This is a genomic window from Actinopolyspora lacussalsi subsp. righensis, from assembly GCF_900116555.1.
In the GTDB taxonomy this organism is placed as follows: Bacteria; Actinomycetota; Actinomycetes; order Mycobacteriales; family Pseudonocardiaceae; genus Actinopolyspora; species Actinopolyspora lacussalsi.
Map to the genome: position 1 here is coordinate 118,487 of NZ_FPAT01000006.1, position 16,119 is coordinate 134,605.

Genomic DNA, 16,119 nt, shown 5'->3' on the forward strand with positions numbered 1-16,119 from the left:
GGTGGACGCGATCCTGGGACAGGTTCTGCGCAACGCGGTGTGGGAGCGACTCGATGTGCTTTCCGAGCTCGCGAACCGCGCTGATGCGTCGTCCCTGCTGTCCGTAGCGCGTTCCGAGATCCCGCGCCTCACCGCGGGGTGGCGGACGCTGCTGACCGCACACGAACCGGACGAACGAGGCAACTGCCCGGAGTGCTCGACCCGGTTGCGCCAGCGCAAGGCACCCTGCGCGGTGTGGCGCTCGGCCTACGAGCACCTGGTGGCCGGTGGCCTCGCACCCCGTCCCGCACGGCACCTGCGCCCGGCGCAGGCTCTGCGCCGAGCGGCGCCGGTGCCGTAGGACTCGGCGGACTCGGTCACCGGATACCACCTCCCCCGAACTGGTTTCGGACCGAGTCACCGCCGGTTGACCGGTGGTCGGCATGACGTGCCCCCCGACCACGGCTATGCCGATCACCGGTCTCCCCCGTTTCCCCGAGCATCCTGTTTCCCCGACAGGGCTACGGCGCCGATGGGACGACGCCACGGTGGAAACTTCGGCCTGCCCAACAACTCCACAATGCCTTACAGCGTCACAAGGTGAAGACACGAACACCTTTTCGGACCAACGATTTCACCGAAAAGATCGTGCTCCCTCCAGACTTCCGCGAGCCGGTACCGACGTTACTCCCCTCCCCCGAACCGGTATCGGCTCGCGGATTCCAACAGCTCCGTCGTTGAGATACTCCGCTGCTCAACATCATCAACGACGACGGAGTCGAACCGGGATTCCGGTACTCGTTTCCCCCCTGGCGAGTACCGGGATCCCGGTTTTTTCGAATATGGACAGTGGGACCCGCGCACGTGGTCGGGTAGCCGGCACGTGAGTCGGCGCCTTGCGGCGTTGGGCCGGCTCTTGAGTAGCGACCTACGCGGCGAGCGGCCCGGCCTCGCAATGCATCCGACTCACGCACCGGGGACACCCACGCTGTTCGGGGTATGACGGCTGGCGCGACTCCGTGACTCGGCCGTTATAGCCGCTCACTCGGCGGAACCTCGCGCACGGCGGTGCCGACCGCGTGCATGGTGGGAGTTCGGCCTGCGCTGGTGCTTGGGACTCGACTACTCGTCAGTGCTGCTGGCTCGGCGATTTCGCGAGAAATTGACGGCCGTCCCAGGCCGGGTCATTTGCGGCGCAGGCGGGCTCTGTCCCGCAGGGAGCCGTCCAGCAGGGCGCCCGGTGTACGTGCCCCGCGGGAAGGCAGCCGCGCGTACTGCGGCGGAACCATCATCAACGGCTGACTCGGCCCCAACAGCGGGGAGAACGCGGGCACGAATCCCTGGTCGATCAGCGATACCGCGAAGTCCACTGCGACGTATCCCCTGCTGTCGAGCACCCCGGTCCCCTGCCAGGGAAGCAACCCGGAACCACCCAGATAGGTGAAACCGCAGCGTCCCTTGGTCACGGCGCTCACGGTGAGCCTCACCCGGGGATCCAACAGTTTCTCGTAACCGAGTTCCTCGTCCACCTGCATGGTGGACAGATAGCGGATCGCGTTGTGCCAGGCACGACGCAGCACCGCGACGCGCGCCTGCCGGAGCCGCGGCGAGAGCCGCGAGTCGCCGAAGTTGTACACGTCGGCGTAGACCCTTCGGGCCCAGCCGAACCGATCCGTGCCCGTGGGGGTCGGCACGGGCACGGAGTAGACCATGGACATCACCATCTCGCGGAACAGGTAGAGCGAACGCGCCACGCTCTCCGCGTCCGGCCCGACCCGCGCATCCGCCCGATCCCGCACCCGGTCCAGGGTGCGCAGTGGTTGATCGGTGATGTCGAGCCCGCGCAACGCGCTTTCCAGCGAACCTCGGAAGCGCTCGTACATGGCGGGGCGCCGGGCGGTCACCTCCCGACCGAGCCGTTCGGTGGCCAGTGAGTCGATCTCGCGGATGGACACGCAGTCGTCGAGTCCGACCAGGGAGGCGTATTCGCGCAGTTTGCGGGTGTACGCGGCCGTCACCGACGCCGGCCTGGGGCGAAAGTGCCTGCCGTCGGTGAGGATGTTGAAGCGCAGCCCGGGCGGGTGGACACCGCGCGCCGCCCGCTGCAGTTCGCGCAGTCGGATCAGCCCGCCCAGCTCGGCGATGTCCGGTAGCGGCCCGCACGCCTTCAGCCGGTTCAGCGACTGCTTGATCGGGAAACCCAGCAGCATCACCTCGACCGGCTCGTCGCGCGCCACGAAGGAATCCGCGTCGCGGTGCATGTCCGCCAGCAGGTAGTTGGACCGCGATCCCTTGAGGAACTGCTTCCTGGTGAGCACGTGGTGCAGCGCCCCGACGGTGCGCCGGGTCCGTTCGGCGGGGTCGGCGACCGGCTCGTCCGCCGCGAACTTCACCGTCGCGCCACGCGCGGTTCGGTCCGCGGCACGGTCGGCGTCGTCGAGCACGGATTCGATCATGGACTCGGTTTCCGCACGGGTCAGCCGGACCGCCCAGCGCCACGAACTGCGGTTCTCCCGCAACGATGCTATCTGGAGCTCTTCCAGGGAATGCGTGTTGGAGAGCACGGGCTGGGACCACGCGGAGCGGCGCCACGGGGAGGTCTCGAAACTGGAGATCACGGGCACGCCCCGATCCGGAACGGCGCGGGACTCGGCGGCGCCGTTCTCCCGACCGTCGCGTTGCCGGGGCAGATCCCCGCGCGGCGAGACCGCGACGGTCAGCACTCCGGAGAGCTCGATGCCCTTGGCGGCGGATTCGGTGTCGAAGATCGCCACGACATCGGTGTCGCCGAGTTCGCGCAATCGGCGGACGGTCCACTCGGTCGCGGGACCGGACCCGGTGAGCGGAACCCGGATGAGGTCGGCCTCGGGAACCCCGGCGCGATCCAGTACGACTCGGGCGTGGTCGTAGTGCCGCTCGGAGCCCGGCACGCAGAACACCACCCGGCCACCCGCGTCGCGGATGTCCCAGACGAACCTGGGCAGTCCCGATCCGACCTTGCCGGTGACCGGCGTGTTCAGCTCCGCGAGCTCGGCGGTTGGGGGGTCCCACACGGATTCGGCGAGGCGGTGGGACTCCCGGCTCCGGAATCGCAGTCCGCCCGCCCCGCCGGATTCGTCGGGGCTCGGCTCGGAGCGGCGGGGGTCGGACGGGTAATTCTCGGGGCGGGAAGCCTCCGACAAGGAGGCCTCCGGCAGGGAATCTTCCGGCAGGACGTTCTCCGAGCGGTGGGATTCGGGGCCGACGCCCCCGGGCCGGCAACGACTCGCCCGTTCCTCGCGTGGCAAGGAGCGCAGGACCGTCTCGACGTCCGAGCGGTTCCGGAACGGGTCGCTCCCGGCCTGTCCCGATGGGACCGTGCGTTCCGGCACCAGTCCGCACGATTCCAGGTCTATCACCACGGTCGGCTGGCCGAGCTCGCGGTTCCACCTGCGCAGCCGGGTGCGCTCCTGCACGGTGCGCAGCACCCGGCGAAGCAGCTCGTCCTGTTCGGCCGGGACGGTGTGCACGAAACCGCGCAGCGGATGGTTGCCGGACAGCACATCGGCGCTGCCGGTTTCCAGATCACGCAGCTCGGCCGAGATCACCTGCCGCATCGCGGCGCGGAACTCGCCGCGACCCGCCCGGTCCCGCTCGCCGAACTCGGTCCGCTCGAACGTCGCGGACAGCTCCTGGAGCGTGCGGACCAGTTCGCGCACCCCGTCGCGCACCTCGGTCGCCGTGACCTCCCGGGCCTCGCGCACCGCGGTCTCCGGAGTCACGACGAACCGGCCGGTGGCCTGCGTCTCCGGCGAGAGTTCCACGGCGAGGTTCTCCACACGCGGTGTGAACAGCATTCCCGGCGGGTTCTCCAGTGCGAGTCGGAAGGCCCGCAGCAGCGGCCGGACGAAGTGTTCCAGGAAGTAGCGCGACGCGCTCTCGCCGCGTTCGAAGCGGTTGCCCACCACCTCGCCCAGCAGGGGGTGCGGCAGCGTCGGACCGGTCCGCAGCAGGGTGGGTAGCCGGACGGCTATGGTCCCGCCGGGGAAGGCGGGGTGGGCGGGGGTCGGCTCACCCAGCGGAGCCACCGCATCGTCGGGAACGCGTGGTTCGGCCGTGGCGCAGTGCATCCGGATTATCGGGTCCTCTGCCGGCATCCCGGCGAACCGGCTCCACGCCGATCCGGGACGACGAGCTCCGCCTTGTCGGACCCCGCCCCGCGGGAACGAGTCCCGCGGGGATCCGTACCGCGGGGGTTCGTGCCGCGGGGGTTCGTCCGGGGAAGAATCATCGGGGATCCTTTCGAGTGCTTCGGTGAGCAGCGCCAGCCATGCCGGATCACGGCGTCCACGGGTGAGACGCAGCCGGATCAGCGTCCGGTAGAGCTCCCGCCAGGTCGGGGCACCGCCCAGGGAGATCCCACTACCCGCCCGCTTCCCGACCAGCCGGACCGGACCGTCGCGACCCGACAGACGCACCCCGTACTCGCCTTCGACGAGCACGGAATCGGCCCGGGCCACGTCTAGCGGCCACGTCCCGAACGGCGGTACTGTGTTTTCCTCGGGGCCAAGCCGGGACCGACCGTCCAACGGGTATCTCCTTGCTCTTCCTCCGGCTGCGGGCGGAGACACCGAGCTCCGCGGTTCGAACCATCCGGTCCGGGGTACCGGATGGGAAGTGCCGGGGTTGCGGACAGCGATTCGTCTCGGTCAGACAACACCATGCGCCACCCCGAGATCGCGATAGTCAATCATCGAGTAATCGTGCGGGGGACGACCGGACCGGTCGGAGCGCACCGTCTCACGCTAGTGAGCGATCTTTTTCGCCGCCCGTGTGACGAGGTGCATAATCGCGTAACGCGATCCGACTCGGGCGCTGGATCCCGCCGACGTCGGCACGGTTCGCCGGGCCGGCGGCAGCGGCGGTCGTGCGGACGAAGGATCACTGCTCACCCTATCGACTGACACTCTGAAGGACCGCTCAGGAAGCATGATCGCTGTAAGAGCGCGAGACTAGGCAAGCCGTGCCGCTTGCCTGGCCGCTGGCGCCTGCGGCGCGCCTCGGACTCGGTCCGGGAAAACCTGGAGCTCGGATACGATCAAGGAGTCACCTTGCCAACCGAAGTAGCCCCGCTGCGCCGCAAGCCCGTCCAGCAACGCAGCGCCCAGCGTGTCGAGCGGATGCTGGAGTCCTGCGCACAGCTCATCGATGAGGTGGGGTACGACGGGCTGACCACGACACTGATAGCCGAACGTGCCGGTGTCGCCGTCGGTTCGCTGTACCAGTTCTTCCCGGACAAACGCGCGGTGGTGCAGGAGCTGACGCTGCGCAATCTGGACCGCTTCGTGCAGACGGTCTCCGAACGACTGGACCGGATAGAGCTCGCCCACTGGTGGGACGCCGTGGACACGGTCTTCGACGTCTACCTGGGGATGCACCGGGAGATCCCCGCGTTCAGCAAGCTGCACTTCGGCGACGTGGTGGATCTGCGGCTGCTGCACGAGACCAAGGACAACAACGCGGTGATCGCGGAGAAGCTCACTAATCTCATCTCGGATCGTTTCGGAATGCCGCCGGGTGAACTGGAGCTACCGCTCTCGGTCGCGGTGGAGGCCGCCGACGCGGTGCTGCACCTGGCGTTCCGGCGCGCTCCCGAGGGTGACCAGACACTGGTCAACGAGGCGAGGGAGCTGGTCCGCGGTTACCTGTCCAGCAGGATCTCGGAGGATCAGCCGAAGGACTTGCCGGCGCCGCGGTAAGTGTCGACGGCACCGAGTCTGCGGTCCGCTCCGGAGTCGGGGGATTCGAGCAGGTGGTACTCGGGAAGCCGCTCGGCCAGCTCGCCTGCCTTGGCGTGCCGGAACCAAACCCGATCACCCGGCCGGAGACGCCGTGCTCCCGGCCCCACGACGGGGGTCTGTACCTCCCCGGCGCCTTCGGTTCCGGTCAGTCGCAGTCCACTGGGCAGGTAAGGGCTGGGAAGCCGATCCGGTCCCGCTGCCCCGGAAGCCGTGTATCCACCGGAGAAGAGGGTGGCGCTACGACGGTCGGGGCGACGTACCACCGGCAGCGCGAACAGCACGGCGGGCAGCGGTCGGAACGCCTCGTAGGCGTCGAACAGGGTCGGTCCTATCAGCCCCGAGCCCGCCGCTACCTCGGTGACGGCCGATTCGGTCGTGGTCGTCTCCAGGCTGCCGGTTCCACCGCCGTTGACGAATTCCAGCGGGCAGAGCTCGCCGACGGCCTCGGCGACCGCCGCGCGGCGGTGGGCGAGTTCCCTGGCCGAGCCTCGCCGCACCCACCGGACGGCAGCCGCGCGCAGCGGCTGCCCGGGTGGGGCGTCACCGATCCCGGCTATCTGTCCTTCGTAGACCAGCAGTCCGACGAGCCGGAAGGCTTCCCGCCGCAGGATCTCCCGCGTCAGCTCGCGTGCCTGTCGCGGCGAACGCACCGGCGAGCGCAACGGACCTACGTGCAGCCGCTCGCCGAGCTTCGCGCCGAGCCCGGGAACGCGGGACACGAATGACTCTTCCAGCGGACGCCAGGCGGCGTCGACCTCCATGCAGATCCGCAGTCGCTCGGCGGGGCCGGAGGTCGCTCGCTCGATCAGGTCGAGCTGCTCGGCGGAGTCGACGGTGATCGTGACCGCGGCGGCGGCGCCCGGATCGGCGGCCAGTTCCGCCAGCGCCGCGCGGTCGACCGTGGGGTAGGCGACCAGCAGGTCGTCGGAGATTCCCAGCCGGTACAGCCAGAGCGCCTCGGGCAGATTGTAGCACATCAGTCCCGCGAACCCCGGTGAGCGCAGTGCGCGACGGATCAGCTCGGGGCAGCGCAGCGACTTCGTGGCCAGGCGGATCGGCTTGCCGTCGGCGCGTCTCGCGAGCTCGGCGGCATTGCGGTCGAACGCGTCCAGATCCGCCACCCCGAAAGGTGGTTCCAGCTCGGCGGTCACGGCGTCCAGCCGTGTCGCGGAGCCGGCGATGGTGGGTGCTGCCGACGGGGTCACGCATTTCAAGGTAAGCCCGCACCCCTTGTTACGCGAGAGATATTCACATAATTTTCCGGGAATCGGCGGCGGAAGGACGATGCGGTCATGACGATTACCCGAACCACGTGGTCGAACTGGGCGAGCACGGTGGTCGCGCCCGAGAGCCGAACCGCACGCCCGCGCGACCGGACCGACCTCGTCACCGCCGTCACCGAGGCGCGTGCCGCGGGTCACGGGGTGCGCCCGCTGGGGTCCGGCCACTCGTTCAGCGAGATCGCCGCACCGCTGCCGTCCGGGGAACGCGGCGAGGTCGTGGCACTGGACCTCTCGGGGTGGACCGGGATCACCGATGTGGCCCCCGACCGGAGGACGGTCACGGTTCGCGGCGGCACGCCGCTGCACCTGCTCAACGAGTCGCTGGACCGGCTGGGACTGGCACTGCCCAACCTCGGCGACATCGACCGGCAGACCGTGGCAGGCGCGATATCCACCGGCACCCACGGCACGGGGGCGAACCTGGGCGGGCTTGCCACCCAGGTGACGGCGCTGGAACTGGTACTGGCCGACGGTTCGACGCTGCGCTGCTCCCCCACCGAGAACCCCGAGGTGTTCGACGCGGCCCGGGTCGGTCTCGGCGCGCTGGGGCTGATCAGCACGGTGACGCTGCGTTGCGTTCCCGCGTTCGCGCTGGCGGCCGAGGAGCGGCCGCAGCAGCTCGACGAGGTACTGGCCGAGTTCGAGCGGTACGCCGCCGAGAACGACCACTTCGAGTTCTACTGGTTCCCGCACAGCACGCACACCCTGGTCAAACGCAACAACAGGCTGCCCGAGCGCGAACGGCCCCGACCGCTGCACCCGGTGCGGTCCTGGCTGGAGTACCGGGTGCTGGAGAACGGGCTGTTCGGTCTCGCGTGCGAGATCGGCAGGCGCCGCCCCGCACTGGTGAAGCGGCTGAACCGGATCTGCGGTGCCACCTGGTCGGGACGCTCCTACGGCGACACCTCGCACCGGGTGTTCGTGACCAGCCGGACCGTTCGGTTCGTGGAGTCGGAGTACGCGATCCCTCGCGAGCGGCTGCCGGAGGTGATCGAACGGCTGCGGAGTGCCGTGGCGCGGCTGCGCCATCCGGTGATGTTCCCCGTCGAGGTTCGAGTGGCCGAGGCCGATGACATCTGGCTGTCCACCGCCCACGGGCGCGATACCGCCTACGTCGCGATCCACCAGTACAAGGGGATGCCGTACCGCGAGTGGTTCGACACCTTCGAGGGAATCGTGCGGGAGGTCGGGGGCAGACCGCACTGGGGCAAGATGCACGGACTCGGCGCCGAGGAGCTGCGCGGCAGCTACCCCCGGTTCGACGACTTCCTGCGGGTGCGGGACCGGCTGGACCCGGACCGGCTGTTCGGCAACCCCTACCTGACCCGCGTCCTCGGCAGCTGACCGGGCTTTCCCGGCCCGGCCGTCATCCGCAACGCACCCGGGGCGGCGGCTCGGCCCCGACTGCGTCGATTTCCCGCGAAATCGCCGCGCCCCTTCGACGCGGACCGAGCTCCCGCCAACCCCGCAAGATGAACTCCGACCACTCACGCAGTCGGCACCGCCGCGGGTTCTCCGGTGCGGTTCTCGCGAGGACACCGGAGACGTTGTGTAGGTCGCTACCCGATGTCGCCGGACCCACAGCGAGAACCGTGCCAGAGGTTCCGCCAAGCGACCACCCTGGCAACCGGACGAGGCTCAGGCTCTACGAAGGTGTTCGAGCATCTCTTCCAGCTTGGCGGTGATCTTGCGCTGATCGGCGGGCGCGACGGTGAACCACTCGCGCCCGTCGCTTCCGGTGCTCTGCTGGGTCATGTAGCAGCCCTGCTCGGTGCGGAAGACCTGCAATCCGTTGGGCAGCTTGTGCGTCCTGTTGACCTTGCGGTCGTGGCGGCGGGCCGTGATGACCGCCTCGGTGCCGCGCGGTGTGGTCATGACGTTGCCGAGTACCCGGGCGTCGTTCTGCCGAATTCCGACGGAGGCGAGCGCGCTCATGGCGTTGCCGGAGGGGTCGGAGCTCATCCGTTGCCCGGCCTGCTTGAGCAGCTCGGTGGGCACGCTGGCCGAGCCGCCGGAGATCGGTTTCAGCTCGCCGAGCAGTTTGACGGCGTTGCCGCCGAGGCCGCCGTACTCCTGCCGGTCGAGCAGGATGTTCTCCGCCGAGCCGGAATCGGGGGCGTCGGCCTGGTAGGCGCGCAGCGTGCCGCGCCCCTGCTCAGCCAGCACCGCATTGAAGCTCTCCCGGTCGTCGCGCACCGCCATGCCGAGCGCCAGCGGCGGATAGGCGAGCAGGTGCCAGGCGTCGTCGAGGAAGGGGTGCACCTCGTCGGTCTGGATCAACCCCTGTCGTTGCAGCTCGGCCCGGCCCTCTTCGGGGATCCGTACCCGCTCGTCCTCGTCGAGCTGCACCGACAACATGCCCACCCGTAACAGCGGGTGGATCATCAGGTCGTAACGCTCACACAGGTAGATGGCCGCCGCCGGGCCGACAGAGATCTGGTTCCGCACCGTCATTTCCGTTGTTTCAGCCGATCCACGCGCCGTGCGTTCGCGGGCGCGTGGCGGAGGGAACTCGCGTGGCGAGCGGCGGGATTCCTGTGGCGTGCCCAGTGGGACGTGTCCGGTTGAGCACGCCCGCGCCCGGCTCCACGCGAGTGTTCGCCTCGGTCTCGATTGGGCGCCGTCCCGTTGTCGGGGTGGGACGGCCTGTTGCCTCGCTTCGGTGATACCGCTGGTCAGCGGCCTTGCTCGTAGGGGGTCTCACCCAGCACCGGCGGAGCGACACGTTGCATGTCGTTGGTGAACACGTCCTCGTCCTCGACCAACCAGCTCGGACGATCGTGCTCCTCCTCGTCACCACCGCCCTGCCGAGCCCCGGCACCACCCATCGGCCCACCACGACCACCACCGGCAGCATTGGCACCCGACACCACCGAGCCACCGCCCTTCGGACCATAAGAGCCCGTCCCGGACCGACCACCAGCAGCCGGCTCACCCGAACCGGAACCACCGAGCCCACCGGCACGACCACCGACACCTCCAGCGGAACCACCGGCACGACCACCCGAGCCGGAACCACCGGACACCCCCGGCGGACCACTCGGAGCCGGCGCCCACCGGCCGTTGTACGGATTCTGCCGCTGCCAACCCCCATCAGGACCCTGCCGGTAGACCGTGCCATCCGAACCGCGCACCGCGCCCGGCGGAAGCGAGCCGTTGCCCGCGGAACCACCACCCGAAGGATTCACCCACGCCGACCCGGAACCGGCCGGCTGCGAGGTGTAGGAACCACCACCCACACCGGAACCACCCGACGGGACATGCGACCCACCGACCGAACCAACCGAACCGCCAGAACCCCCGGCCCACGCCGAGGACGAGGAAGCCGGCACCGCATAACCCGAGCCCACACCGCTGTCGAAGGTGCTGCCCGCCACCACGCTGCCCGCACTACCGCCGTAATCGGCCTGCCGCGACGCGTCCGTATCCGAGGCCTCCTGCGGCGTGAACTCCGGCAACCCCTGCGTGGCCGCCGTGGTCTGCTCCGTATACCGAGCCATCACACTATTGGCCTCCTCATTCGTAGCCCGATAGCGCTCCTGCTTCTCCTCGTAGTCACTGGTCCACCCCAACCCAGGAAAACCACTAACCCCACTGTCATCCGCCCAATTCTTCTCCGGAACCTCCAACTGAGCCGGACCACCATCGGAGAGCTTGCCACCCTCAACCGGAAGATCCTGGAAGGCCTTGTGCTGCGTGCCGGCCTGAGCGTCCAACGCTTTCTGAACATCTACGGTGAACTTGATTGCGTCTTGAGCGATCGGCTTAACCTCGGCAATAGAAGAATTCGCCGATTCGGCGGCACGGCCGACGTGGGCTTCGTCAGCCTTTTTCAACGCAAAGTCGACCCTGTTGATAATGTTCTGGAACTTCGTCGAAGCAACACCAAACGTGGTCGACCCTTGACTACTCGCCGATGGAAGCTGGGTCGCGTCCGGTGAACCGGCCATACTGGCCCGGATGTCCTTCGCCTGACTCGCATAACACTTGATCGGAACAGTAGGACTCGAAGACATTACCCCCACCTTCTCACTTCGCCGCAGGCCACGACGGCAACGACAATTTAAGAGCCTTTTTGGCGGTAGAGCAAGGGTCCACCTTGCCGACCCTGTCGTACGTAACGTTCGCGACAGACCCCACTACCTCACCCTGTTTAGAAGCCAAGAATACGGAGCATATTCCGGTTTCCATCGGAGAAGAATCCATAGCAACCACAGCAGGATAGTTCGATATACTCAATTTCTCGAAGTGGCCATACTGCGATTTGTTGTCATAGTAAGACTGAATAGACCTTTCACCGAACGCAGTAAGAGATATTTTTTCGGCCCCACCGTCTGGTGTTTCCCAATCGCATGCGTCTGGGAGAGATGGGTTGATATCGTTCGGCTTTCTCTCCCCGCGAGTTTTCATCCCTAACGATTTCGCAGCTTGAGCAGGAAGCAACTCACATGGTTCAAGTGCAGCTGCGTCCTTCGGGTTAGCGATCTCAACCTCGGTCTGCGACTGTGAACCCGTCACCTCGCTGGTTCTCGTCGACCCCGATGCTCCGCCCTCATCGCCCTCATCAACCGCATCGGAAGAACATGCAGCCAGCATTAAACTCAGCACGAGCGCCGTCAGGACAGCAGCGCCGCGTCGCATCGTACTGCTTACGCTATCCACGATTCTCAGCTCTTCCTCTCCGCATTACCTTGGACTACTGACGCGTTGTCATCGGCTTTGTCGTACTCCCCAAGTACAGCATAGTAGGCATCAATCTTTTCTTGAATTTTGTCCTGAATAGCAACCGCAGCGCTACGTAGTGATCCTTCAGAACCATTCATCCGCATCTCGAATACACTACGTGCCTGCTGAGTAGTATCGTCGTAAGCGGTCAGTTCACCTGGAGTACTCGAAAGTACCTGACGCGACAGGTCGAACGCCTCGTCACGTGCGACTTCGAGTTCCTTGATGGCTTCACGTAGCTTCTCGTGGTCAACGCCGAAGCCGTTCTGCTGACTCAAGTCTGCTTCCCCCTGGTCCCCTGGGCCATGATCCGAAACCGGGCCACATCCTGCCGGACCAGCGCACGCCACGTCAGCAGAACAGACCCACTATCACTATGACGATCGACACTCTAACGTGTTCCGGAAAACACACTGCGATCACTCGAACGGCTCAGCCCACCCATAGTGATCCCTCGTACGAGTAAAGAGCTACCGCCACTACTCACCCACCCGCATGACCTTCAACCACGTTCTTACCCCAGCACTGGCGCACCGGGAAGCCCGATGTAATGTCAGCCGCGGATCACCGATCGATTACGGTCAGCAACAGCTCTCACGTTTCTGGAATAGATTTCAGCTGCTCAACCACTGATTTGCGAAAGCAAACAAAAGAAGAGGTCCGTTTCCGGACACACTTCGTATTGCTTCACTGATTCCGTCCGACGCAAGCAGCAGGATCACAATCCGAGCGGTCAGTACCGACACCGCTGACACCGGAGGATCAACTCGGGGCCACCACGGCAGAGTCACCAGACCACCGAGCGCTAAATCTTCCGATGAAACATTCGGAAGCCGAACAAATCGTTACAGTAAAGTTGCCTAATCCCAATAGGTGTCCCCTCAGCCCCGCGGCCCAAGCAGACCAGCCCCGAGCCACAGGCCGACAACCGCACAACGCTCAGTCCACCACACCGGGGCTTCGTGAATTTCGTGGGAAATCGACGCCCCGGCCACGGCGTAAACGGCGCTTGGTTGGGTCAGCCCTGGTCGTAGCCGCCGGTTCTGAGGTGGTTCAGGAATCCGGCCCAGGCCGCGGGGGTCACGGTGAGGGTGCCGCCAGCACGGTCCTTGGTGTCGCGGATGCCGACAGCCCGGCTGGTCAAGGCCACTTCGACGCAGTGGGCGTTGTTGGCGCTGCGGCTGGACTTACGCCAAGTGTGCGGTGCGTTTTTTCCTGCCATACCTGGGACTGTAGTTATTCTCGCAAGTTCCGGGAAGCGGAGACGATTTTGTCCAACGACTCTTCGCGGCTCAGGGCGGCTTTGCTCGCTTCGGTGTGTGCGAGGCTGTGTTCGCGAATGGTCAGTGAATCGGTGATCAGTTGTGTGCTCGTCACGGTTTCGTGCCACAGCAGCATGGGCAGCTTGCCGGTGGGAAACGTCATGAGCAGGAACGGTGAACCGCCGATCGCGTCGTGCCCGGTCGCTTCGAAGGGCACGACGCGAATGTCGAGAGTGTCAGGGTAAGCGTTGATGAGCTCGACGAGGTGATCGAGCTGCTCGGCAAGCACTTCGGTGCCGCCGATCCGTTGATGCAGCGCTGCTTCACTCATCACCGAGCTGAGCTGGAGCGGCTCCGAGCCGGTGATGCGATGCTGTCTCCTCCTGCGGCATTCGAGTCTGCGTTCCACTTCGGCCAGCCGGATGTTGGGTGCGCCTGCCTCGATAACGGCCCGGGCATAGTTCTCGGTTTGCAGTAGTCCGTTGACGATGGCGCTGTCGTAGGAGCGCACGCTCTCCGAGCCGTGCTCGTAGCCGAAAAAGCGCAGTAGCTCGTCGCTGAACAGGGCAGAGTAGTCGCTCCACCAACCACGGTTACCCGCTTCGTCGCGCAGGTTACGCAGTTCAGCGGCTTCCTGGCTATCGAGTTCGTACACTTCGGCCAACGTCGTGAGTCGTTCCTCGCCGATGTTTTTCTTCCCGTTCTCGAACTCCGACAGGTAGGCCGCCGTAATCCCGAACCGCTTGGCAGCGGCGGTGGCACTCAACCCGGCTTCGCTGCGCTTCTCGCGGAGCCGACGTCCGAGTTCCCAGGCGGCGACGGTCGGTGAGCTCGGGGCCATCGAACGCTCCTTCACTGCGTCACGCTTTCTGGTGATCTGGCTATCTAATTAGATTATCGTCATCTACTGTCGATAACGAAAGGTGATTTTACACGTACGTTGAGTAGTAAGGAGTGTTCGTGGTGCTTGAGGTTCCGTTGTTGGGTTGGGGTTGGTCGGGTCCGGTGGTGTGGTGGAACCCGGTGGGCGGGTTTCGCCACGCCTTCTCGCGGGAGGTCCGGCCGCGTCCGGAGCAGCGGCGCGACACGTTGTGCGGGCAGCAGGTCGTGCTGACGGATCCGTCCGAGGTGGACTGGCTGGTGCCGACCTGTGACATCTGCATGAGCGCGGCCATCGAACACGGCCGCGAACAAGAACAGCGCGAGCAGGAGACCAGTCGCAAGCTCCGCGAACGCTTCGGCCGGGACGGAGGCGCGCTGTGACGGCGGCCAGCACGCTGGGTCCGGCTGTGCCGCACCAACCACTCGGGTTGCTGTGGCTGTTGGGAACGGCGCTGGCGCTGGCGGTGGGCAGCGCCCTGGCCCCACTACGCGGCGGGCACGGCGAACGACATCGGCTCGTCGCGGCGTGACCCCGCCGAAGGATGCCCCGCGAACACGAGAAGGGCCGACACCGCACCCGCGATGTCGGCCCTCGCCGATATGTCAGTCAGTAACCGCTCGCCGCGATCCTCGCTGCTCCCCGACTGGAAACCGACACCGGGCCCGCGCCGGACTCCGCGGAAGAACCCGGGGCTGCTCGTATCGCGCGTGGACCGTTCAGGAAACGTGTAAAAGTGTTCCTGAGCCGTCGTATCGCTACGCGGCCTTGGCCGCACCCCGTAGGTGCGGTCTTCCCGTGGCGATACCCCATGCCAGCAGCGCTGGTCTCACCGGGGTTTCCAGCGGGCTTGTTTACCGTCCCGGCGCAACTCTCCGTGGACGCCGCCGTAGCGGACACTCGAAAGACCTCGACACGGCTTGGTTTTCGCCACCCCGAGCTCCTTCAATACGGAAAGTATCACACTATTCTACATACAGTTACACAGGGATGGGAACAGTCAACAACCCCCACGAGATCCCGCGAACCGCCTACGAGCGCCGAACATCCGGCAGGCGATCTTCCAACCACGGTGTCGGGCGGTTTCGGCAGCGCACATCCGGCAGCGCACGTGTCGAAACCGGTCGTTGGACCTCAGTTGCGCGAAGGCGCGGGGGTCTCGGAAGCCAGCAGCTGGTCGTAGACCACTTCGTTGACCCAGCGGGAAACGGCGGTCTGCTCCACGGGAGCGCTGTCCGCGAACGACCTGCCCTCCAGCTCCACGCGGATGCTGTTCTCGTCGGCGCTGAGCACCGCCACACCGAACTGCCTGGCTCTGATCAGGCAGGTCGAGACGAAACCGTCGCGGTCGCTGACGCTGCGCGGGACCACGATCGCCGCGCTGGTGAAGCGCGCGAAGGGCACCACGGCGGTCAGCGCGGTACGCCAGTGCCGCGCCGGGGCGAGCACCCCGGACAGCCGCGCGGCGGCGGGCGGCACCCGGTCGCTCATCTCCGGCCACACCCAGGTGGCGATCTCCGTGCGGTCCAGCACCGGTGCACTGCCGACGCAGACCCGTTCGGCGTGCGCGTCCGGAACCAGCTCGGCGACCGGGACGACACGCCGCCCCAGCAGCCGCACCGCGGGCAGCACGCTGCCCGTCCAATCGAGCGTTCCGACGGCGAGGTCGGCCAGCTCCTCCACGGAGCTCGGCAGATCACACGTGTCGGTGAGCCCGGTCGAACAGATTCGAATCCCGTTGTCACCGCGGTTGTCTCTCGCGGCGTATCCAGGTGTCGCGGTCAATTTTCCCGCCTCCAAGGGTGATTGCGCGAAACCAACGGCCGAAGCGGGCGGAACCGTCGGAACGGCTCCGGCGCCGCCTACTCGGCGCATCTGCACGTGCACCCGACTAGAACAGCCACGAGGGGGTTCTATGCGCTCACCTCGGGTTCGCTGCGACAGACGGCCAGCAGACGTCGGTGACCGGTAGCTGAATGGTTCGGGAGATTCGGTCCGGCTTGACCGCCATTCGGGTGAGTAAGCGGCGAACCGACACCCGACACCTCTCGCTGATTTTCACCATCCGAGTGAACGGCCGACATAATTCGGCCACAGCGGGGCGGATCCCCACAACCACCCCGCACATGCCGAATCATCGAGAGCCCCGACATCGTGCGGCACCTACCCGATGTCGGGCCTCCCGGAGCGAGAGCCGTCGGGAGGTTCCG

Annotated in this window: 14 protein-coding genes; 5 read left to right on the forward strand and 9 right to left on the reverse strand. The window is 66.5% G+C overall.

The genetic code is table 11. The features are described 5' to 3' along the window. Position 1 precedes the first annotated feature (1 nt). On the forward strand, positions 2-340 hold the full coding sequence (locus BM394_RS12720) for a hypothetical protein (protein ID WP_043569550.1): 339 nt from the start codon (positions 2-4) through the stop codon (positions 338-340). Positions 341-1,163: 823 nt separating this feature from the next. Here the strand turns inward: BM394_RS12720 and BM394_RS12725 are convergent. Continuing rightward, positions 1,164-4,478 carry an L-tyrosine/L-tryptophan isonitrile synthase family protein gene (locus tag BM394_RS12725; protein ID WP_245780156.1) on the reverse strand — a complete coding sequence of 1,105 codons (3,315 nt, stop codon included), beginning with the start codon at positions 4,476-4,478 and terminating at the stop codon, positions 1,164-1,166. A gap of 591 nt (positions 4,479-5,069) precedes the next feature. Here BM394_RS12725 and BM394_RS12730 point away from each other — a divergent pair. After that, positions 5,070-5,717, forward strand: a complete 648-nt coding sequence (locus BM394_RS12730) for a TetR/AcrR family transcriptional regulator (RefSeq protein WP_092978321.1) — start codon at positions 5,070-5,072, stop codon at positions 5,715-5,717. Here the strand turns inward: BM394_RS12730 and BM394_RS12735 are convergent. Then, the gene (locus BM394_RS12735) at positions 5,687-6,964 is read right to left on the reverse strand and encodes an alanine racemase (protein WP_245780157.1); all 1,278 of its coding nucleotides are present in this window, start codon (positions 6,962-6,964) and stop codon (positions 5,687-5,689) included. The genes BM394_RS12730 and BM394_RS12735 overlap by 31 nt on opposite strands. Before the next feature lie 87 nt (positions 6,965-7,051). Here BM394_RS12735 and BM394_RS12740 point away from each other — a divergent pair, with 87 nt between their 5' ends. Then, the gene (locus BM394_RS12740) at positions 7,052-8,386 is read left to right on the forward strand and encodes a D-arabinono-1,4-lactone oxidase (RefSeq protein ID WP_092978051.1); all 1,335 of its coding nucleotides are present in this window, start codon (positions 7,052-7,054) and stop codon (positions 8,384-8,386) included. 294 nt (positions 8,387-8,680) lie between these two features. Here BM394_RS12740 and BM394_RS12745 read toward each other — a convergent pair whose 3' ends face one another. The 6 genes from BM394_RS12745 to BM394_RS12765 form a co-directional block, all read right to left on the reverse strand. Then, positions 8,681-9,496: an ESX secretion-associated protein EspG gene (locus BM394_RS12745; protein ID WP_092978053.1), complete on the reverse strand. Its 816-nt coding sequence runs from the start codon at positions 9,494-9,496 to the stop codon at positions 8,681-8,683. A 221-nt stretch (positions 9,497-9,717) separates the two neighbouring features. After that, positions 9,718-10,542, reverse strand: coding sequence for a hypothetical protein (locus BM394_RS12750; protein WP_245780158.1), 825 nt, complete (start codon positions 10,540-10,542; stop codon positions 9,718-9,720). A 529-nt stretch (positions 10,543-11,071) separates the two neighbouring features. Next, the gene (locus BM394_RS12755) at positions 11,072-11,683 is read right to left on the reverse strand and encodes a DUF3558 domain-containing protein (protein WP_092978055.1); all 612 of its coding nucleotides are present in this window, start codon (positions 11,681-11,683) and stop codon (positions 11,072-11,074) included. Between the two features lie 26 nt (positions 11,684-11,709). Next, complete coding sequence (locus BM394_RS22430) at positions 11,710-12,045, reverse strand: hypothetical protein (protein WP_139235209.1); 336 nt, start codon at positions 12,043-12,045, stop codon at positions 11,710-11,712. 740 nt (positions 12,046-12,785) lie between these two features. Next, positions 12,786-12,989: a DUF397 domain-containing protein gene (locus tag BM394_RS12760; RefSeq protein ID WP_092978057.1), complete on the reverse strand. Its 204-nt coding sequence runs from the start codon at positions 12,987-12,989 to the stop codon at positions 12,786-12,788. A 14-nt stretch (positions 12,990-13,003) separates the two neighbouring features. Beyond that, on the reverse strand, positions 13,004-13,870 hold the full coding sequence (locus BM394_RS12765) for a helix-turn-helix domain-containing protein (RefSeq protein WP_092978059.1): 867 nt from the start codon (positions 13,868-13,870) through the stop codon (positions 13,004-13,006). Between the two features lie 119 nt (positions 13,871-13,989). On the opposite strand from BM394_RS12765, the gene BM394_RS12770 reads away from it, so the two are divergent. Both BM394_RS12770 and BM394_RS22815 read left to right on the forward strand, forming a co-directional pair. Then, entirely contained in the window at positions 13,990-14,292 is a 303-nt protein-coding gene (locus BM394_RS12770; protein WP_245780159.1) for an HC3 family zinc finger protein, read from the forward strand. Beyond that, positions 14,289-14,441, forward strand: coding sequence for a hypothetical protein (locus BM394_RS22815; RefSeq protein ID WP_175530081.1), 153 nt, complete (start codon positions 14,289-14,291; stop codon positions 14,439-14,441). The genes BM394_RS12770 and BM394_RS22815 overlap by 4 nt, the downstream gene beginning before the upstream one ends. 602 nt (positions 14,442-15,043) lie before the next feature. Here BM394_RS22815 and BM394_RS12775 read toward each other — a convergent pair. Beyond that, complete coding sequence (locus tag BM394_RS12775) at positions 15,044-15,694, reverse strand: hypothetical protein (protein WP_175530082.1); 651 nt, start codon at positions 15,692-15,694, stop codon at positions 15,044-15,046. Positions 15,695-16,119: the final 425 nt, after the last annotated feature.

Coding starts and splice junctions, on each gene's coding strand:
- BM394_RS12740 (WP_092978051.1), top strand. CDS start 7,052: ATGACGATTACCCGAACCACGTGGTCGAACTGGGCGAGCACGGTGGTC.
- BM394_RS12745 (WP_092978053.1), bottom strand. CDS start 9,496: ATGACGGTGCGGAACCAGATCTCTGTCGGCCCGGCGGCGGCCATCTAC.
- BM394_RS12750 (WP_245780158.1), bottom strand. CDS start 10,542: ATGGCTCGGTATACGGAGCAGACCACGGCGGCCACGCAGGGGTTGCCG.
- BM394_RS12755 (WP_092978055.1), bottom strand. CDS start 11,683: ATGCGACGCGGCGCTGCTGTCCTGACGGCGCTCGTGCTGAGTTTAATG.
- BM394_RS12760 (WP_092978057.1), bottom strand. CDS start 12,989: ATGGCAGGAAAAAACGCACCGCACACTTGGCGTAAGTCCAGCCGCAGC.
- BM394_RS12765 (WP_092978059.1), bottom strand. CDS start 13,870: ATGGCCCCGAGCTCACCGACCGTCGCCGCCTGGGAACTCGGACGTCGG.